This is a genomic window from Streptomyces corchorusii, from assembly GCF_001514055.1.
GTDB classification, from domain to species: Bacteria; Actinomycetota; Actinomycetes; order Streptomycetales; family Streptomycetaceae; genus Streptomyces; species Streptomyces olivaceoviridis.
Genome location: NZ_KQ948359.1, coordinates 263,395 through 282,820, shown reverse-complemented (window position 1 = coordinate 282,820; position 19,426 = coordinate 263,395). Strand labels below are relative to the sequence as shown.

The window sequence follows — 19,426 nt, the reverse complement described above, 5'->3', positions numbered from 1 at the left end:
GGCTGCCGGCCGTCGCCGTCACCCTCACCGCCCTTGGCCCGGCCGGTGTGGGCGAGGTGGGAGCGGGCCTCGGCCTCCTCGCGTTCGGTGTGGGCGGGCGCCAGGGCGATACCCCGGCACCTTCTGGTTCATCCGGCCCAGTGGGCCCAGGCTCAGGACCGCCGCCGACAGCGGGGCGATCCACAGCAAGCAAGGATTCCGAACGGCTTCCAGACCGCCGCGGCCCCCGGCCGACCAGACGCCCCCGCACACCCGTCCTCGCCCTGTCGGGCCAGGTCACGTCAAGACCGTGTCAAGGTACTCGGGACCGCTGCCAAGGAAGCGCTAAAAAGCGCGCGGGCCGCCCCGCGAAGCCGCTTCCTTGGCAGGAGGGACTCCCGTGCACGGGGGAGTCGGCCCAGTGAGCGGAGCGCGTCGGCGGCGATGAGTGACGTACGGCCCGGACGACTGAAGGTGTACCTCGGGGCGGCCCCGGGAGTCGGCAAGACCTACCGGATGCTGGACGAGGGACGGCGCCGTGCCGCCCGCGGGGCGGACGTGGTGGTGGGGTTCGCGGAGTGCCACGGGCGCCCGCACACCGAGGCGATGCTCGACGGCCTGGAGAGCGTCCCCCGGGCGTCCTGTGCCCACCGCGGCGGACGGTTCGAGGAGATGGACCTGGCCGCGCTGCTCGCCCGGCGCCCGCAGGTGGCGATCGTCGACGAGTTCGCGCACGGCAACGTCCCCGGCGACGGCCGCAACCCCAAGCGCCGGCAGGACATCGAGATGCTCCTCGACGCCGGCATCGACGTGATCACCGCGCTGAACATCCAGCACCTGGAGTCACTCAACGACGTGGTCGAGAAGATCACCGGGGTTCCCCACCACGAGACCGTGCCCGACGAGGTCGTACGGCGCGCCCGGCAGATCGAGCTGGTCGACATGGAGCCCGAGGGGCTGCGGCGGCGGATGGCGCACGGCGACATCTACGCCCCTGAGAAGATCGACGCCGCCCTGGCCAACTACTTCCGGCCCGGAAACCTCACCTCGCTCAGGCAGTTGGCGCTGCTGTGGGTGGCCGACCGGGTCGACGAGGCGCTACAGGAATACCGTACGCGGCACGGCATCGGCGGGGTGTGGGAGACGCGCGAACGGGTGGTGGTCGCGCTGACCGGAGGCCCGGAGGGGGACACGCTGATCCGGCGGGCCGCCCGGATCGCCGACCGGTCGGCCGGAGGCGACCTGCTCGCCGTGCACGTGGCCCGCAGCGACGGTCTCGCGTCCGGCGTCTCGCACGCCTCGCTCGCCCGGCAGCGGCGGCTGGTCGAGGATCTCGGGGGCAGCTACCACTCGGTCGTCGGCGACGACGTCCCCACCACGCTGGTGGAGTTCGCCCGCGGCGAGAACGCCACCCAGCTCGTCCTCGGCACCAGCCGTCGAGGCCGGCTGGCCCGGTTCCTGACCGGGCCCGGCACGGGGGAGACCGTGACCGAGCTGTCCGGCGACATCGACGTCCACCGGGTCACCCACGAGCGCGCCGGCCGCGGCACCCTCCTGCCGTCGCGGCGGCGTACGCTCTCACCGGCCCGGCTGATCGCCGGCCCGGTGACCGGGCTGGTGCTGCCGGTGCTGCTCACGGTCGTCCTCGCCCGGACACGCGGACCGCTGAACCTGACCAGCGAGGCCCTGCTGTTCCTGCTCGCCGTGGTCGGTGTGGCCTGCATCGGCGGGGTCGCCTCGGCGGTGATCGCTTCGGTGACGGCGTCCCTGCTGCTGAACTACTGGTTCATCCCGCCCATCGGCGCCTTCACCCTGGACGATCCGAACGCCCTGCTGGCCCTGGCGGTGTTCGCAGTGGTGGCCGCCGTAGTGGCGGCCGTGGTGGACCGGTCCCTGCGCCTGTCGCGCCGCTCGGCCCGTGCGACGGCCGAGGCGGAGACGATGTCCTCCCTGGCCGGCAGCATCGTGCGGGGCGAAGCGACCATTCCGGCCCTGCTGGAGCGGACCCGCGAGACGTTCGGCATGGAGTCGGCGGGACTGGTGGACGAGGCGCCCGAGGAAGCGGGCGTGACGGCTGTCCCCGCCGGCCCCGGTGCCTGGCTCGCGCTGCGGGGCCGCACGCTGTCGTCGTCCGAGCGGCGGGTCCTGGCCGCGTTCGCCGCCCACGCGGGCTCCGCGGTGGAGCGGGCCCGGCTGGCCGAAGCCGCGGCCGAGGTGGAGCCCGTGAAGGCCGCCGACCGGCTGCGTACGGCGCTGCTGCGGGCCGTGGGCCATGACCTGCGCACCCCGCTCGCCGCGGGGTGGGCCGCGGTCACCTCGCTGCGCAGCCGGGACATCGAGTTCCCCCCAAAGGACCGGGACGAGCTCCTCGCCACCGCCGACGAGTCCATGGCCAAGCTCAACCGGCTGGTGGAGAACCTCCTCGACCTCAGCCGCCTGGAAGCGGGCGTCCTCACCCTCGACCTTCGCGCCACCTCGCTGGAGGAGGTCCTCCCGACGGCACTCGCGGAGGTGCCCGACGTGGACGTGGTGGACCTGGAGGAGATCCCGGCGGTGCCGGCCGACCCGCCGCTGCTGGAACGGGTGATCGCCAACCTGGCCGGCAACGCCGCCCGCCACACGCCGGACGGCAGGAAGGTGCTGGTCACCGCGAGCGTCCTGGCCGACCAGGTGGAGCTACGGGTCGTGGACCGGGGGCCCGGCCTGCCCGCCGAGGGCCGCGACCGTCTCTTCGAGCCGTTCCAGCGCCTCGGTGACACCGACAACGCCACCGGTCTCGGCCTGGGCCTGGCCCTGGCTCGCGGCCTGACCGAAGCCATGAACGGCACCCTCAGCCCCGAGGACACCCCCGGTGGCGGTCTCACGATGGTGGTGTCGCTGCCGTTCGCCCCGCGGACGCCGAGTGCCGTACCGACCAAGGCGAGTCGGCGGCCGGAGTGACCGTGCTCATCCCGGAGACGGAGCCCGAGCGGCTGTGACACTGGCTGTTGCGGAACCAGCGCGGCGTCGTCGCCGCCCCTGCGCGGGAAACCGGCGCGGTGATCCGCCGGCCGCCTTCCCGACTGCCGTGACCCGGGGCACCGTTGGTCACGGCGGCCCACTGACCGGTGCCGGGCCGGTGCCGTATGGGACCCGTCAAAGCCGTGAGCGTCGCCGTAAGGGAGCCGTCAACGGGTGGCCGGATCCGGCCAGAGAGGCGGTTTCCTCTAAACGTCCCGTTCATCGAACCCCACTCCAGGAGCTCGCGATGGCCGATCTGGCCTTCGTCGTCACCGTGCTCGCGTCCTTCGCGCTGGTGGCCCTCATCGCCAAGGGGGTGACCAAGCTGTGACCGCCGAGAACATCGTCGGCCTCGTCGTGGCCGTCGCCCTGCTGGGCTATCTCGTCCTCGCCCTGATATTCCCGGAGAGGTTCTGAGACAGACATGGGTCCTGTACTCGCGGGCGTGCTCCAGTTGCTCGCCCTCATCGGCGCGCTGGCCCTCGCCTACGTCCCCCTGGGCACCTACATGGCCAGGGTCTACTCGTCCGACAGACATCTGCGGGTCGAGAAGTGGATCTACCGCGGCATCGGTGCCAACCCCGACACGCAGATGCGCTGGCCCGCGTACCTGCGCGGCGTCCTCGCCTTCTCCGTGGCGGGTGTCCTCTTCCTCTACCTGCTCCAGCGGCTCCAGGGCGTGCTGCCCGGCTCGCTCGGCTTCTCCTCGGTCGATCCGGCCCAGTCGTTCAACACGGCCGTGTCGTTCGTGACCAACACCAACTGGCAGTCGTACTACGGCGAGCAGACGATGGGTCACGTCGTGCAGACCGCCGGTCTGGCCGTGCAGAACTTCGTCTCCGCGGCCGTCGGCATGGCCGTCGCCGTGGCGCTGGTGCGCGGGTTCGCACGCTCGCGCACCGGTGAGCTGGGCAACTTCTGGGCCGACCTGGTGCGCGGCACACTACGCGTTCTGGTGCCGATCGCGGCGGTCGCCGCCGTCGTGCTGGTCGCGTGCGGCGCCATCCAGAACTTCTCCGGCATCCACGAGGTCGGCCAGTTCATGGGCGGCTCCCAGCAGTGGAACGGCGGCGCGGTCGCCTCGCAGGAGGCCATCAAGGAACTGGGCACCAACGGCGGCGGCTACTTCAACGCCAACAGCGCCCACCCCTTCGAGAACCCGACGCCCTTGACGAACCTCCTTGAGATCTTCCTCATCCTGGTGATCCCGTTCTCCCTGACCCGCACCTTCGGCGTGCTGGTCGGCAACGTGAAGCAGGGCTACGCGATCCTCGCCACCATGGGCGTCATCTGGCTGGGTTTCACCGCCCTGATGATGTGGACCGAGTTCGCCCACCGCGGCCCCGCGCTCCAGATCGCGGGCGGGGCGCTGGAGGGCAAGGAGGTCCGCTTCGGGGTCGGCGGCTCGTCGATCTTCGCGGTGGCCACGACCCTGACCTCGACCGGTGCGGTGGACTCCTTCCACTCCTCCTTCACCGGCCTCGGGGGCGGCATCACGATGCTCGGCATGATGCTGGGCGAGATCGCGCCCGGCGGTGTCGGTTCCGGTCTCTACGGCATCCTGATCCTGGCCGTCATCGCGGTCTTCATCGCCGGCCTGATGGTGGGCCGTACGCCCGAGTACCTGGGCAAGAAGATCGGCGCCCGGGAGATGAAGCTCGCCGCCGCCTACATCCTGGTCACCCCGGCGCTGGTGCTCGTCTTCACGGCCGCCTCCATGGCGCTGCCGACCCCGCCGCACTCGATGCTCAACCCGGGCGCGCACGGCTTCTCCGAGGTGCTGTACGCCTTCGCCTCCGCCGCCAATAACAACGGCTCGGCCTTCGCCGGGCTGAACGCGAACACCGACTGGTTCAACACCATGACCGGGCTCGCCATGCTGTTCGGCCGCTTCCTGCCCATGGTCTTCGTCCTGGCCCTGGCCGGCTCGCTCGCCGAGCAGAAGCCGATCCCGGTCACCGCGGGCACCCTGCGCACCGAGAAACCGCTGTTCACCGGACTGCTGGTGGGCGCGATCCTGATCATCACCGGTCTCACGTACTTCCCGGCCCTGGCGCTGGGCCCGCTCGCCGAGGGGCTGGCGTGATGACCACCCGCACAGAGAAGTCAGAGGACTCCATGTCCACAGTCACCCCCACCCGCGCGCCGCACAGCGACGTCCCCACCGGACACCACCCCACCGAAGGCCGGGTCGGAGCGGGCCTCTTCGACCCCGGGCAGCTGGTCGATTCGCTGCCGGAGGCGTTCCGCAAGCTGGACCCGCGGGTGATGGTCAAGTCGCCCGTGATGTTCGTGGTGTGGGTCGGCTCGGTGCTGACCACCGCCTTCTCCTTCAAGGACCCCGGTGACTGGTTCGGCTGGACCATCAGCGCCTGGCTGTGGCTGACCGTCGTCTTCGCCAACCTGGCGGAGGCGGTCGCCGAGGGCCGCGGCAAGGCCCAGGCCGACACCCTGCGCAAGGCCAAGACCGACACGGTGGCCAGGCGGCTGGTGAACGACCGTGAGGAGCGGGTGCCGGGCACCGAACTGCGGATCGGCGACCTGGTGGTCTGCGAGGCCGGTGACGTGATCCCCGGCGACGGCGATGTCGTCGAGGGCGTCGCCTCGGTCGACGAGTCGGCGATCACCGGCGAGTCCGCGCCGGTCATCCGCGAGTCCGGTGGTGACCGGTCGGCCGTCACGGGTGGCACGAAGGTGCTCTCCGACCGCATCGTCATCAAGATCACGACGAAGCCCGGCGAGACGTTCATCGACCGGATGATCAGCCTCGTCGAGGGCGCGGCCCGGCAGAAGACGCCGAACGAGATCGCGCTGAACATCCTGCTGGCCTCGCTGACCATCGTCTTCCTGCTGGCCTGCGCCACGCTGCCGCCGTTCGCCACGTACGCGGGCACGCACCTGACCATGGTCGTGCTGGTCGCCCTGCTGGTCTGTCTGATCCCGACCACCATCGGCGCCCTGCTCTCCGCGATCGGCATCGCGGGCATGGACCGGCTGGTGCAGCGCAACGTGCTCGCCATGTCGGGCCGTGCGGTCGAGGCCGCCGGTGACGTCTCCACCCTGCTGCTGGACAAGACGGGCACCATCACCCTCGGCAACCGCCAGGCGTCGGAGTTCGTGCCCGTGCGCGGCACCACCGAGGCCCAGGTGGCCGACGCGGCCCAGCTCTCCTCGCTGGCGGACGAGACGCCCGAGGGCCGCTCGATCGTCGTGCTGGCGAAGGAGAGGTACGGGCTGCGCGAGCGCCACCAGGGCGAGTTGGCGGGAGCCGAGTGGATCGCCTTCACCGCCCAGACGCGCATGTCCGGCGTGGACGTCGACGGACGCCGCATCCGCAAGGGCGCCGCCGGTTCCGTCATCGCCTGGGTGAAGGAACAGGGCGGCGAAGTCGCCGAGGACGCCCAGGCGTTGACCGACCGGATCTCCGAAGCCGGCGGCACGCCGCTGCTCGTCGCCCTCGAAGACGCCGACGGGGCACGGGTCCTGGGCGTCATCCACCTCAAGGACGTCGTCAAGCAGGGCATGCGCGAGCGGTTCGAGGAACTGCGCCGCATGGGCATCAAGACGGTCATGATCACGGGCGACAACCCGCTCACCGCGCAGGCCATCGCCGAGGAGGCGGGCGTCGACGACTTCCTCGCCGAGGCCACCCCCGAGGACAAGATGGCCCTCATCAAGCGGGAGCAGGCCGGCGGCAAGCTCGTCGCGATGACCGGCGACGGCACGAACGACGCCCCGGCCCTCGCCCAGGCCGACGTCGGCGTGGCGATGAACACCGGCACGTCGGCCGCCAAGGAGGCCGGCAACATGGTCGACCTCGACTCCAACCCGACCAAACTCATCGAGATCGTCGAGATCGGCAAGCAACTCCTCATCACCCGGGGCGCGCTGACGACCTTCTCCATCGCCAACGACGTGGCGAAGTACTTCGCGATCATCCCGGCACTGTTCGCGGCGGTCTACCCGGGCCTGGACAAGCTCAACATCATGCACCTGTCCTCGCCCGACTCCGCGATCCTGTCGGCCGTCGTCTTCAACGCCCTGATCATCATCGCGCTGGTGCCGCTGTCGCTGAGGGGCGTGCGGTACCGGCCGATGAGCGCGGACAAGATGCTCCGGCGCAACCTCGGGATCTACGGCCTCGGCGGCCTCGTCGCCCCCTTCGTCGGTATCAAGATCATCGACCTGCTCATCTCCCTCATCCCCGGGCTCTGACGTCAGAAAGCGTGCTGATCGCCATGAACAACTCCGTATCCGGCACCGCCCGGTTGCTCGGGGCGGGCCTGCGCGCCCTCCTCGTGCTGACCCTGGTGACCGGCGTGATCTACCCGCTCGTCGTCACCGGGGTGGCCCAGGCGCTGTTCAGCGACAAGGCCAACGGCTCCGAGATCAGGGCGGACGGCAGGGTCGTCGGCTCGTCCCTGATCGGGCAGTCGTACAACCTGCCACTGAAGAAGGGACAGGAGACGCCGGAGCCCGACCTGAAGTGGTTCCAGGGCCGCCCGGCCAACGGGCTCGGCAGCAACAGCATCAACACCCGGTACAAGCTGCTGCTGTCCGGCGCGACCAACCTGGCCGCCGACAACAAGGTCCTGATCCAGCAGGTGAAGGACGCCAAGGCCGCCGTCATCAAGGACAACTCGGTGCCCGGCTACACGGTCAGGGCGTCCGAGGTGCCCGCCGACGCGGTCACGTCCTCCGGTTCCGGGCTGGACCCGGCGATCTCCCCGCAGTACGCGCGGATCCAGGCCCACCGGGTCGCCGAGAAGAACGGCCTGCCCGTCGCCCGGGTGGAGAAGCTGGTGGAGGACCACACCCAGGGCCGCACCCTCGGCTTCGTCGGCGAGCCCCGCGTGAACGTCCTGGAGCTCAACATCGCGCTCAAGGACCTTCTCGCGAAGCACTGATGGGGCGGCATGACATGCGCGGGAGCCGGCGGCCGGGAGCCATTCTGCATCCTGGTCCGCCGGCTCCCGCCGCCATGAAGCCGGTTGAGCCGCGTCCGGCGCCGTCCGGCCGGCACACGACAGGAAAGGCACACACCCCATGACCAGGGTGCTGGTGGTGGAGGACGACCCGCAGCTCGTCCGGGCCCTCGTGATCAACCTGAAGGCACGCAAGTACGGGGTCGACGCCGCGCCCGACGGGGCCACCGCCCTGCGGCTGGCCGCCGCCCGTCAGCCCGACGTGGTGATGCTCGACCTGGGGCTGCCCGACATGGACGGCATCGACGTCATCAGGGCGCTGCGCGGCCGGAGCCGGGTGCCGGTCCTGGTGCTGTCCGCCCGGCAGTCGTCCGACGAGAAGGTCGCCGCGCTCGACGCGGGCGCCGACGACTACGTCACCAAGCCGTTCAGCATGGACGAACTCCTCGCGCGGCTGCGGGCCGCGGTACGCCGGACCGAGGACGCACCGCTCGCCCCCGAGACGACGCTCGTCGAGACCGGGGACTTCAGCATCGACCTGCTCGCCAGGCGAGTCGTGCGGCAAGGCCGGGACGTGCGGCTGACCCCGACCGAATGGCACCTGCTGGAGATCCTGGTGACCAACCCGGGCCGGCTCATCACCCAGACACGGCTCCTCCAGGAGGTCTGGGGTGCCCCGCAGACCCACAAGACCAACTACCTGCGGGTCTACATGGCCCAGCTCCGCCGCAAACTGGAGACGGACCCCTCCCACCCCCGCTACCTGATCACCGAGCCCGGCATGGGCTACCGGTTCGAGGGCTGACATGGCACGCGGCAAGCTCCGGATCTACCTCGGCGCGGCACCCGGCGCCGGCAAGACGTACGCGATGCTGTCGGAGGCGCACCGCCGTACCGAGCGCGGCACCGACTGCGTGGTCGCCTTCGTCGAGCACCACCACCGGCCCCGCACCGAGGTGATGCCGCACGGACTGGAACAGGTGCCGCGCGGGCGGATCACGTACCGGGACAGCGCCTTCACCGAGATGGACGTGGACGCCGTCCTGCGGCGGGCCCCCGCCGTCGCCCTGGTCGACGAGCTCGCCCACACCAACGTCCCCGGCTCCCGCAACGCCAAGCGCTGGCAGGACGTGGAGGAGTTGCTCGCCGCCGGCATCGACGTCGTCTCCACCGTCAACATCCAGCACCTGGAGTCACTCGGCGACGTGGTCGAGTCGATCACCGGGGTGCGGCCGCGGGAGACCGTCCCGGACGAGGTCGTACGGCGGGCCGACGACATCGAGCTGGTCGACATGTCCCCGCAGGCCCTGCGCCGCCGCATGGCCCACGGCAACATCTACCAGCCGGACAAGGTCGACGCGGCCCTGGCCAACTACTTCCGCCCCGGCAACCTCACCGCGCTGCGGGAGCTGGCGGACCTGTCGGCGGTGGCGGCGTCCTGACGGTCGCCCGCGGCTTCGCCGAGGCCCCCGGCGGCACGCCCGACGCCGAGGACACACCCGGTGGCGGCCCGACCCCGATGCCCGCCCCATGGACGGCACCGCGGCGCCGGCCGGGGCCGCCGGACCTGTCGGCGGCGGCCATCTCCGGAGAGCTCAGGCTTCGAACGGCACGTCGAGCTCCCTCCAGACGCGCTCGGTGTCCAGCCGCAGCCGCCGGGTGGTACGGCGACGCACGGCCGTCAGTTCAAACTCCAGCGGGGACGGCGGTACCGCGAGGACGGGGCAGACGGCCCGCGCGAGGCAGTAGCGGCTGACCGACAGCCCCAGCGCGCGGTGCAGACGGCCACGTCGTCCGGCGCCGATCACCAGGAGGTCGTCCTCGCGGCCGGCGATCCGCAACAGCGCCGGGCCCGGGGTGCCCCGGGCGAGGAGCGCCTGCCCGGGCAGCGCGAGGTCGGCGCTGCCGAACACGTCGCGCAGGGCCTGGAGCAGTCTCTCCCGGGCCAGCCGCTCCCACTCGTCGATCGTGACCACCGGGGCCGGAGACCGGCGCGCGGCGAGCTCCCCTCCGGGCGGCTCCCACGCCAGCACCGGCCAGAGCTCGGCTCCGCGGCGCCGGGCCTCCTCGGCGGCCCGGCGCAAGGCGACCAGGCTGCCCCGAGAGCCGCTCACCCCCACCACGACACGAGCGGCTGAGGGCGCGTCGGACTGGGACATCTCTTCACCGTTTCTCCCCACGCCAGTGGGTCCGTTCCCGCCGGCGATCTCGTCGAATGCGGCTTCCATCTCACGTGCGGAAGCGGTGTTCGAGAAGGGTGCGAGCCAGTTCTTGGCGCTCTTCTGACGGGCCTCTCCGGGGCCGCCCACCAGGCATGTCAGCATTCCGTCAATGTCGGCGCGGTCACCGTCAGCGTTCCGTCAGGAGGGGCCGGGACCGGACGCGGACGGGCATAGCGTCGATGGCGAGCCCCGGTCCGCCTCCCCGCGTCCGGGGCCTTTCAGCTCTCCTTCCGGAGGTATTCCATGGAAGAACTCCTGTACGGCGAAGACCCCGAGCCCTCCGATCGGTTCCCGGCCGGACCCCTGTACGTCCCGGTCCGGCCGGGCCCGTCCGGGTGTGCGGCCCGCCTCTTCCGCACACCGCTCGGCGACCGCACGGCCGTCGGCTTCACCTCCGAGCGCAGGCTCGTCGTGACGCTCGGCGCCGGTCAGGCGTGGATCCGCCTCGCCGAGCCCGCACTGCGCGCACTGACCGCACCGCTGGGCGTCACCAGCGTCACGATCGACCCGCTGTTCACGGCACCGGCACCGGCACCGACCCCGGCCCCGGCCCCAGTCGGGCCGGCCGTCCTGGAGGCGGCACTGGCCGCCCCGGCCCAGCGGATCGGCTGAGAGGAGAGCACGCGATGACCACCGTTCACGAACCCGCCGTCCCCGCGGCCCTCGCCGACCTGTCGGTGTGGCCCGCTTCGACGACCGAGTCCGGCCCCGGCCACCTGGCCGTGGGCGGAGTACGGCTCGCGGAGATCGCCGACCGCTTCGGCACCCCCGTCTACGTCCTCGACGAGGCCGAGGTGCGCCACCGCTGCCGCACCTACCGGGACGCCTTCCCGGACGCCGAAGTCCTCTACGCGGCCAAGGCGTTCCTGTGCCGGGCCATGGTCCGCTGGATGGACGAGGAGGGCCTCGGACTGGACGTGTGCTCGGCCGGCGAGCTGGAGCTCGCGGTCACCGCCGGCTTCGCACCGGAGCGGATGGTGCTGCACGGCAACGCCAAGTCGCCGCGGGACCTGGAGACGGCTCTCCGCCTGGGCGTAGGCCGTGTCGTCATCGACAGCCCCTCGGAGATCGCCCGGCTGGCCGCCGCCGTGGGCCCCAGCGGCAGTCAGAAGGTCATGGTGCGCGTGGTGCCCGGCATCAGCGCGGGCGGCCACGAGAAGATCCGGACCGGCACGGACGGCCAGAAGTTCGGACTCTCCATCGCAGACGGCTACGCCCAGCACGCCATCGCCCGCATCCTCGACCAGCCGCAGCTCGAACTCACCGGCCTGCACTGCCACCTGGGCTCGCAGATCACCAGCGTCAAGCCGTACCTCGCGGCCGTGCGCCGCATGGTCGGCCTGATGGCCCGCCTGCACGAACAGCACGGCCTGGTCCTGCCCGAACTCGACCTCGGCGGCGGGCACGGCATCGCCTACCGACCCGGCGAGGACGCCCTCGACCTGACGTCACTGGCCCGCAAGGTCCGCGCCGAGCTCGCCGACGCCTGCGCCTCGGCCGGGCTCCCCGTGCCCCGGCTGGTCATCGAGCCGGGGCGCGGGATAGCGGGCCCCGCCGGGATCGCTCTGTACCGTGTCCTGTCCGTGAAGCACTCGGGCGAGACCGTGTTCGTGGCCGTGGACGGCGGTATGAGCGACAACCCCCGGCCGGCCCTGTACGGCGTCCGCTACGCACCCCGTCTGATCGGCCGGCACAGCACCGCGGCCTCCGCCCGGGTCACCGTGGTGGGGCGGCACTGCGAGGCAGGCGACATCCTGGCCGCCGACGCCGAACTCCCCGCCGACGTACGCCCCGGCGACCTGCTCGCCGTACCCGTGGCCGGCGCCTACCACCTTTCCATGGCCTCCGGCTACAACCTGGTCGGCCGCCCGCCCGTGGTCGCCGTACGCGACGGCCTCGCCCGCCTCCTGGTCCGCCGCGAGTCGATGGAGGACATCCGCGGCCGAGACGTGGGCCTGTAGCCGCGGCCCCGGCCCGGCGGTCACCCGCGGCTCCGCCGAGGTCATCGGCGGCACGCTCCCTCGCCGCGGACACATCCGGCGGCGGCCACGCCCTGACGCACCGGGCCGGACCGGAACCCGGCTCGGTGCGTGTGGTGCGCGTACCGGATCGTGCTCGCCGTCCCGGCGAGGCAGCCCCCGTCGTCGCCAGCCTTGCCGGCGGCGGCCGGTTCGGCGGGTACCGCCGTGCTCGGGGCGTCCTGAGTCCCGTCCCCTCCACGGTTGTTCACGGTCGACGCGAGTCGCGTGCCGCCGCGTCGGTTTCATCGCCACGGGCACGCCTGAAAACGCTTTGAAGCGGCGGTGAAGGTCGGATCGGCCATGGTCTCCGGCATGACGACGACGGCCCCGCGAGGGGCGGCCAGGGAGGGGACCACCATGAACGGCCTGCGGCTGATGCGCCGTCACACGGCTTCCTTCGTAAGGTTCTCCGGGCTGGGCAGCGCGGTCACCCTGGCGGCCTCGGCGGCCCTGGTGCTCCTCGCGCAGTGGATCCCGTGGATGGCCGCGAACGCGCTGACGACCGTCGCCTCCGCCGTGGCCGCCACCGAGCTGCACGCCCGCGTCTCGTTCGGCCACGGACGGCCGGGCCTGGCGGGCCATGTGAAGAGCGCGGCCACCATCGCCGTCGGCTGGCTGGTCACGTCGGCGGCGCTCGGCGCGCTGGCCGCGCTCCGCCCCGGAGCCGGACTCGTCATGCAGCAGACGGTGTACCTGTCGGCCACCGCGCTCGTCGGGACCGGCCGCTACCTCGTGCTGCGTCTGTCCGTGTTCGCGGAGCAGGCCCCACGGCCGCGGACCGACGAGGGCGTGCGGTCGCGGGCCGCTTACGACGCGGCGGCGTGAGGCCCCGGTGCGGGCGCCGGCCAGGCCGGCGCCCGCAGTCGACCGGCACGTGCGCCTGTCCGACCTGATGGTCCTCGCCGGAATTCCTCAGTCCTCCTCGCCGAGGATCTCGTCGTTGGAGTCGAACTGGTGGCTGTCGGCGGGGAGGTCGGGGAAGTACGCGCTCTCGGACTCTCCCGTCAGGACGGCCAGGAGAAAGGGGGCGCACTGAGTGGCGTGGTGCTCCCACTCGGGACCGCGCCCCTCGTTGAGCATCACGGTCCACTCGTCCGGGCTCTGCCCCGGTGCGGCGAGCCAGTAGAGCATCGCTCCGCTGTCCTCGATGTAGGCCCAGGGCAGGACCCGCGTACCCGGCCTGTCGAGTTCCGCCGGCTTCGGCTCGGTCTGCCACAGCCGGCCGAGCACCTCCTCCCGCTCCGCGAACTGGGCCACGAGGTTGTAGTCCTCGTCAGGGCACTCCGGGTCGAACAGCCATACCGTCTCGTCGAAGACGCCGCCCCCGTAGACCTCGACCAGTTCCTTGTAGTCCTGCGGCAACGGCGTGCCGAGCTCACGTTCGACAGCGTTCCAGTCGCGGGTCCGCCGGGCGGTGCCCGGCGGAACGATCTCGATGAGCCTGGTCACTGCGGGATGCATGAGGCGCGTGTCTCCTCGGGGGCGTCATATGCGTTTGGGGACGTTCAGGATAGTGATGATGTTCGTACTCCCGCCGCCTTCGTAGGGGGTGAAGGCGAATCCCTTGTTCCCCCGGGCCTCGATGGTCAGCCCCAGCGGAATGACGTCGGTGGGGTCGTTCGTGCGGTAGACGGGCGTGACGGTGTACTCGATGGTCTCACCGCGCTTGTCGACCGCTTCCCTGATCTGGTCCTCGATCTTCCGCATGACCGGCGAATTCGCGAACCGGTGCATGGTGACGAAGTTCCGGGGGTCCCGGTTGGAGCCGCCGATCTGCGCGCCGAGCAAGTGGGTCTTGTTGAGCTTCTTGTACTTCTGGTAACCGGGCACATTGACCCGGGGATCGGTCTTTCCACCGGTCATGTCGGACTCGATCGTCGCGCGCATGGTGGTGGCGCGGCCTCCGGGACCGGGCGCACCGTAGCGGACCCGGCCGCCCCACGTGACGTCGTTCTCGTCACAGGGAGTGAGGCCCAGCGGATCGGACAGCGTGTGCGGGTTGTCGACGTAGGCGAAGGGGTTCGGCGCGGGGTCCAGGCCGAGGGGGTCCGAGGTGAGGTAGCGCGCGGTCTCGGGATCGTAGTGACGGAAGTAGTTGTGGTGCAGCCCCGTCTCGGGGTCGTAGTACTGGCCCGGGAACCTGAGCGGTGTGTAGGCGGTGGCGTCCTGGTTCCAGGTCGTTGAGCCCCAGAGGGTCGCGCGGGTGCGCCACGCGATCCCGCCCTCCTCGTCGACGAGTTCGGTGGGCGTGCCGATCTGGTCGGTGACGATGGCGAAGAAACGCTGGTCGATGACGTCCTGCGGAGCGTCCGCGAGGGACTTGGTCTCGGTCTGCGCGACAGGTGCCTGGCCGTCGTGGTCCCAGGTGAGCGTGACCAGTTCGGCCGCGCCGCCGACCCGGGTGGTCTGCTCCACCAGCGTGGAACCGTCCCAGACGAACCGGGTCTCCTCGGCGATGGCGCCGTCCGCGGTCAGACGCTGTTTCGCCATGCGCCGCCCGAGGGGGTCGTACAGGTACCGCCAGCAGGTGCCGTCGGGGGTGACGACGGAGAGGAGCCGGTCCTCGGCGTCCCAGGTGTAACGCCAGGTGTCGGGCTTGCGGGAGAGACGTTTGACCTGCCGGAGCACGCACCGGCCGCCGGCATCGTGCTCGTAGCGCACGTTGCCGGCGCTGACCAGGCGCGTTCCGGCGTAGCCGCGCGTTCCGCGCGCCTGGCTGCCGGGATGCCTCTCCGGCCAGGTCGCCCGCGTCTGATTGCCCCTCTCGTCGTAGGCGTAGCTCTCGCTCCAGCGCCCGGCCTCGACGGCGGTGACCCGTCCCGCCGGGTCCAGGAGGAACGAGCGCCGGCCGGCGTCCCGGTCGGTGATGCCGGTCAGCAGCCCGTCGTGACGGTAGGTGTAGCCGCGCTGGATCGACGGCCGCGCGGTGCCGTGGACGGTGAGTGTCTGCCCGCTGAGGCTGCCGACGGGATTCCAGTCGAAGGCGAGGGTGAACCGGTCGCCGAGGTGCCGCAGCACCTCCCGTCCCGCCGCGTCGTGCTCGAAGGAGAGGGTGCGGCCCGACAGCGACAGTTCGGCGTAGCGGCCGGCCGTGTCGTAGGAGTACGTCGTCTCGACGCCCCCGGGTGTCCTGCGCAGTGTCCGGCGCCCCGAGGCGTCGCAGGCCGTGGTCAGCGTCCGGCCGTCGATGGTCTCCGCGATGACACGCCCCACCGCGTCGTACGCGTAGGCCAGCGTCCCGTCGGGACCGGCCGCCGAGACGAGCCGCCCGCACGCGTCGTTCCGGAAGACGGTCCTGCGTCCGTCGACGACCTTCTCGACGAGTTGGCCGGACGCGTCGTAGTGGTAACCGACGGTCTGCCCGGCCGCGTTGGTCCGCGCGGTCAGGTCGCCCGCCGCGTCGTAGCGGTAGGTCGTCTCGTACCCGTCGAAGTCGGTCTCCTTCACCAGTTGTCCGGCGGCGTCGTAGACGTACCGCCAGACGAGCCCCTGGGGGTCGAGCACCTCGGTCAGCCGGCGTTCGGTGTCGTAGCGGAACCGGTGTTCCACGCCGTCCGGGGAGATGCGGGCGGCCAGCAGGTCGAAGGGGCCGTGGACCAGCCGCGTACGCCCCCCGACAGGATCGGTGTGACTGGTGCAGTTGCCCTCTCCGTCGTACGTCCAGGACTCGGTGGCGCCGTTGGCCGCGGTACGTTCCCGCAGCCGGCCCTCGGCGTCCCACACGAGCGTGGTGGTCGCCCCGAGCGGGTCGGTGATGCGCACCGGGCGTCCGAAGGCGTCCCGCAGGTAGCGGGTGCGGTTCCCCTGGGCGTCTTCGAGGGCGGTGGCCAGGCCCGCCGGGTCGGTGTCGATGCGGAGTGTGTCGCCCGCGGGACCGCTGACCGTGGCGACGGCGCCCGTGGCATGGTGGGTGAACCGGTGGACCGAGCCGTCCGGCGCGGTCAGGGCGGTGCGGTTGCCCCGTGCGTCGAAGTCCTGGACGTAGGTCGCCCCCTGCGGATCGGTGATGCGGACCGGCCGGTGCGACGCGTCGTAGGCGACGTGGCTGCTCGTGCCGTCGGGAGCCGTGACCGAGACCAGGTCGCCCGCGTCGTCCCACGTCCAGCGGGTGGTACGGCCCAGTGGGTCGGTGCGGGAGAGCAGGTGGTCGTGGCGGTCCCAGGTCTGGGTGACGGTGTGCCCGAGCGGGTCGGTGATCGCGACGATCTGCCCGTGCCGGTTGGCGCGGTAGACCGTGGTGTTGCCGAGCGAGTCGGTGTACGCGGCGGTGCTGGTGCCGTCGTCCTGGCGCTCGCCGTAGGACAGGCGGGAGTTGAGGATGCCGTCGGTGCCGCGGGTCTCGATCACCCGCCCCTCGGCGTCGTAGACGTAGGTGAACTCGGTGTCGTTGGAGTCCCGCCACCCCGTCACGCGGTGGGCGCCGTCGTAGGTGAACCGCGTGGGCGCGTCGACCGCGTTGCGGACTTCACTCAGGTTCCCGGTCGCGGCGTCGTAGCCGAAGGCGCGCAGCCGTACCGGGTCGTCGTCGGTGAGGGCCCACAGCGCGGTGACGCGCCGCTGGTCGTCGTGGTCGACGCGTATGCGGTAACCGCCGCCGTGGGTGACGGTGAGCGGCACACCGTCGTCGTCGCGTTCGACGGAGAGGTGGTTGCCGTTGCGGTCCTCGATGCCGACCAGCCACCACGGTCCGCCCCGTGCCGTACCGGCTTCGAACTGGCGCGTGAGTCCCGAGTACGGATCCTCCACCGTCAGGACGTAACCGCTGCCGCGGCTCACATAGGTCAGCGGGAGGCGGACGCCCTCGGCGGGTCCCACCCGGTCGCCGGGCAGGTCGGGCAGACGCGGATAGGCGAGCGCGGACCCGTCCTCCCGGTGCCACCAGTACCCGCCCAGGGCGTCGTCCTGCTGGATCCGCTCGTCGAGGGTGGAGGCCCAGGACGGGCCGAAGAAGCGGCCCGCCCGGTAGCCGGAAAGGTGGGTACGGCGCAGGATCAGGGGCAGGACGCCCGGCAACGCCACGTCCGTCTGGGCCAGCGCCATCTGGCCGGTGGCCATGTCGATGGGATCGCCGCACAACTGCTTGGCGTTGAGCTCGCGGCCCTGCCTGGACAGGTCGGCGGAGTCGATCTTCAGGCCGGGGTCCGGCTTGCGGCCGGAGGCGGGGGCGCCGTGGTGGTCCGAACCGCCGCCCGGCTTGCCGGAGTTGACGTGGATGCCGTCGGCCCGCCGGCCGACGTCGATGTCGATGCCCTTGTGCAGCCGGGAGGTTGCCTTCACGCGGTCCGGGACGGTCTCGGAGAGGTGCTTGACGATCTTCTTGACGGCCTTCTCCGAGCCCTTGAGGGAGCCCTCCAGGACCGACTCGAACGGCGCGGTGAAGGCGTCCTTGCCCTTGGTGCGGCCGAAGTGGCCCTTGGCGCGTTCCAACGGGTCGGTGACGGCCGTGTGCAGATCGCTGCCGTGCCGGGAGACCTTGTCGGCGCCGTCCTCGAACTCGACGTGGTCGACGTGCAGATCACCACCGGACCCGCCGCCCGCGGAGGCCAGTGTCATCGCGCCGCCGGCCGAGGCCAGTCGCATGCCGCCGCCGTGGCCGTGTTGGCCGGAGCCGCCACCGCCATCGCCACCGCCGCCGGTCGTGGGCTCCGGGGGCAGGGAGAACGCGCCCTCGGCCAGGTCCAGGACCGCGTCCTCGACCATCTTCTCCAGCTTGGCGTTGACCGGCTCGGTCACCCGGGCGACCAGTTCGTCCACGATCTGGTCGGCGGCCTCGTCGACGATCCGCTTGACCGCCTGCCGCATCGCCGTGATCTCGGCGGCGCCGAGCAGCGCGGACAGACCGCCGGTGAACGCGGCCAGGCCGAGCGAGATGCCCACCGAGGCGGCCATCGCGCCGAGTTCGATCTCGGCCTTGATCTTCATCCCGTAGATGACGTCCGCGACGACGTCGCACGCGTCCGCGAACAGCCGCGCCAGCTCCGGGATCTTGTCGAGGTGCCCGGCCTTCACATGCGACCAGTGCTTCTCCATCGCGTCGACGGCCCAGCCCCGGGAGGAGGAGAGGATCCGGCTCACCGCCTGGTGCGCGTCCCCGCCCTTGCCCTCGAAGTTCTCCGCGAACTCCCGCATGGACGTGGCCATCTCGCGATAGTCGTCCTCGTCCACGTTGGGGAAGTTCACCCCGATGACGTCGAGTATCTCGTCCAGCCAACCCGGGATCGTGTAGCCCATCCCCATGCTCCCCGTTGATCGATCATGCGTGCGTCGCGCGTGCGAACGAATGGTAGCCAGTCCGCTTGACGCCCTGTCAGTTCGCCTGGTTCCGTGCCGGCCGCGCCGGAAAATGCCGCGCTCGGGCCGGGCGACCGCCGTACCGTCGACGCATGCTCGATGAAGACGGTTACTTCGGGGAGTCCGTCGCCGCGTCGTACGACGAGTCGTCGGCGGAGATGTTCGATCCGCGCGTCGTGGAGCCTGCCGTGGACCTGCTGGCGGAGCTGGCCGGGGACGGTGGGCGGGCGCTGGAGTTCGGGGTCGGGACCGGGCGGGTCGCCCTGCCGCTCGCGGCGCGTGGCGTCGCGGTGCACGGCATCGACATGTCCCGGGCGATGGTCGAGCGGCTGCGGGCCAAGCCCGGCGGGGACGGGATCGGTGTCACGATCGGGGACTTCGCGACCGCCAAGGTCGAGGGGACCTTCCCGGTCGCCTACCTCGTCTACAACACGATCATGAACCTGACCTCACAGGACGCCCAGGTGGACTGCTTCCGCAACGCCGCCGGTCATCTGGAGCCCGGCGGCTGCTTCGTGGTCGAGGTCGGCGTGCCCGATCTGCGGCGGCTGCCGCCCGGCCAGAACGCCGTGCCGTTCCGGGTGGGCGAGGGGCGGCTCGGGTTCGACCTGTACGACGTGGCCGGCCAGTCCGTCACCTCGCACCACGTCTCCGTCCGGGACGGCCGCGGCAGCTACCTGGCCGTCCCGTTCCGCTACGTCTGGCCCGCCGAACTGGACCTCATGGCCCGGCTGGCCGGGATGCGGCTGCGGGAGCGCTGGGACGGGTGGACGCGCGAGCCGTTCACCAGCGAGAGCCGGCAGCACGTGTCCGTGTGGGAGAAGGTCGCGGGCTGAGAGCGGTCGGCGTTCCCCGTCTTGGGATGACCGCCGCTCCAGGGAGTGGGGGCGGTGACCCGCCGGCCGTCCCCGGGACGCGAGCGCCGCGAGGTCCCTGAGGCATGCGGCAGGGGCCCGGGTCCGTGTCCCGCCCGAACTCCTCGATGCGG

General features: G+C 71.5%; 14 protein-coding genes. 11 read left to right on the top strand and 3 right to left on the bottom strand.

Annotated elements, in window-relative coordinates; all coding sequences use genetic code 11:
* The first annotated feature begins 423 nt into the window (after nucleotides 1-423).
* From AQJ11_RS24735 to AQJ11_RS24700, 7 genes are all read left to right on the top strand, one after another.
* Nucleotides 424-2,919 (top strand): sensor histidine kinase, encoded by a 2,496-nt coding sequence (locus tag AQJ11_RS24735; protein WP_059264417.1) that lies wholly within the window; start codon nucleotides 424-426, stop codon nucleotides 2,917-2,919.
* Between the two features lie 387 nt (nucleotides 2,920-3,306).
* Nucleotides 3,307-3,396, top strand: coding sequence for a K(+)-transporting ATPase subunit F (kdpF, locus tag AQJ11_RS24725; protein WP_016434100.1), 90 nt, complete (start codon nucleotides 3,307-3,309; stop codon nucleotides 3,394-3,396).
* Between the two features lie 7 nt (nucleotides 3,397-3,403).
* Nucleotides 3,404-5,065: a potassium-transporting ATPase subunit KdpA gene (kdpA, locus tag AQJ11_RS24720; RefSeq protein ID WP_014671013.1), complete on the top strand. Its 1,662-nt coding sequence runs from the start codon at nucleotides 3,404-3,406 to the stop codon at nucleotides 5,063-5,065.
* Nucleotides 5,065-7,194 carry a potassium-transporting ATPase subunit KdpB gene (gene kdpB, locus AQJ11_RS24715; protein ID WP_175252076.1) on the top strand — a complete coding sequence of 710 codons (2,130 nt, stop codon included), beginning with the start codon at nucleotides 5,065-5,067 and terminating at the stop codon, nucleotides 7,192-7,194. Before kdpA ends, kdpB begins: the two co-directional genes overlap by 1 nt.
* Before the next feature lie 23 nt (nucleotides 7,195-7,217).
* Nucleotides 7,218-7,886 (top strand): potassium-transporting ATPase subunit C, encoded by a 669-nt coding sequence (locus AQJ11_RS24710; RefSeq protein ID WP_208616600.1) that lies wholly within the window; start codon nucleotides 7,218-7,220, stop codon nucleotides 7,884-7,886.
* Nucleotides 7,887-8,025: 139 nt separating this feature from the next.
* Nucleotides 8,026-8,709: a response regulator gene (locus AQJ11_RS24705; RefSeq protein WP_014671010.1), complete on the top strand. Its 684-nt coding sequence runs from the start codon at nucleotides 8,026-8,028 to the stop codon at nucleotides 8,707-8,709.
* A 1-nt stretch (nucleotide 8,710) separates the two neighbouring features.
* Entirely contained in the window at nucleotides 8,711-9,346 is a 636-nt protein-coding gene (locus AQJ11_RS24700; RefSeq protein ID WP_059264415.1) for a histidine kinase, read from the top strand.
* 153 nt (nucleotides 9,347-9,499) lie between these two features.
* On the opposite strand, the gene AQJ11_RS24695 is transcribed toward AQJ11_RS24700, so the two are convergent.
* The gene (locus AQJ11_RS24695; RefSeq protein WP_059264513.1) at nucleotides 9,500-10,063 is read right to left on the bottom strand and encodes a universal stress protein; all 564 of its coding nucleotides are present in this window, start codon (nucleotides 10,061-10,063) and stop codon (nucleotides 9,500-9,502) included.
* A gap of 306 nt (nucleotides 10,064-10,369) precedes the next feature.
* Between AQJ11_RS24695 and AQJ11_RS24690 the strand changes: the two genes are divergently transcribed.
* The 3 genes from AQJ11_RS24690 (at nucleotide 10,370) to AQJ11_RS24680 (ending at nucleotide 12,972) form a co-directional block, all read left to right on the top strand.
* On the top strand, nucleotides 10,370-10,738 hold the full coding sequence (locus AQJ11_RS24690; RefSeq protein WP_058079452.1) for an SAV_915 family protein: 369 nt from the start codon (nucleotides 10,370-10,372) through the stop codon (nucleotides 10,736-10,738).
* Between the two features lie 14 nt (nucleotides 10,739-10,752).
* Complete coding sequence (gene lysA, locus AQJ11_RS24685; RefSeq protein WP_059264414.1) at nucleotides 10,753-12,087, top strand: diaminopimelate decarboxylase; 1,335 nt, start codon at nucleotides 10,753-10,755, stop codon at nucleotides 12,085-12,087.
* A 372-nt stretch (nucleotides 12,088-12,459) separates the two neighbouring features.
* A complete protein-coding gene (locus AQJ11_RS24680; protein WP_279616952.1) occupies nucleotides 12,460-12,972 on the top strand; it encodes a hypothetical protein in 513 nt (170 codons plus the stop codon).
* Between the two features lie 87 nt (nucleotides 12,973-13,059).
* Here the strand turns inward: AQJ11_RS24680 and AQJ11_RS24675 are convergent, their stop codons facing one another.
* Both AQJ11_RS24675 and AQJ11_RS24670 read right to left on the bottom strand, forming a co-directional pair.
* Nucleotides 13,060-13,608, bottom strand: coding sequence for an SMI1/KNR4 family protein (locus AQJ11_RS24675; protein ID WP_014671004.1), 549 nt, complete (start codon nucleotides 13,606-13,608; stop codon nucleotides 13,060-13,062).
* 24 nt (nucleotides 13,609-13,632) lie between these two features.
* Nucleotides 13,633-18,378 carry a DUF6531 domain-containing protein gene (locus AQJ11_RS24670; RefSeq protein WP_059264412.1) on the bottom strand — a complete coding sequence of 1,582 codons (4,746 nt, stop codon included), beginning with the start codon at nucleotides 18,376-18,378 and terminating at the stop codon, nucleotides 13,633-13,635.
* A gap of 152 nt (nucleotides 18,379-18,530) precedes the next feature.
* Between AQJ11_RS24670 and AQJ11_RS24665 the strand changes: the two genes are divergently transcribed.
* Nucleotides 18,531-19,274 carry a class I SAM-dependent methyltransferase gene (locus AQJ11_RS24665; protein ID WP_059264411.1) on the top strand — a complete coding sequence of 248 codons (744 nt, stop codon included), beginning with the start codon at nucleotides 18,531-18,533 and terminating at the stop codon, nucleotides 19,272-19,274.
* The last annotated feature ends 152 nt before the right edge of the window (nucleotides 19,275-19,426 follow it).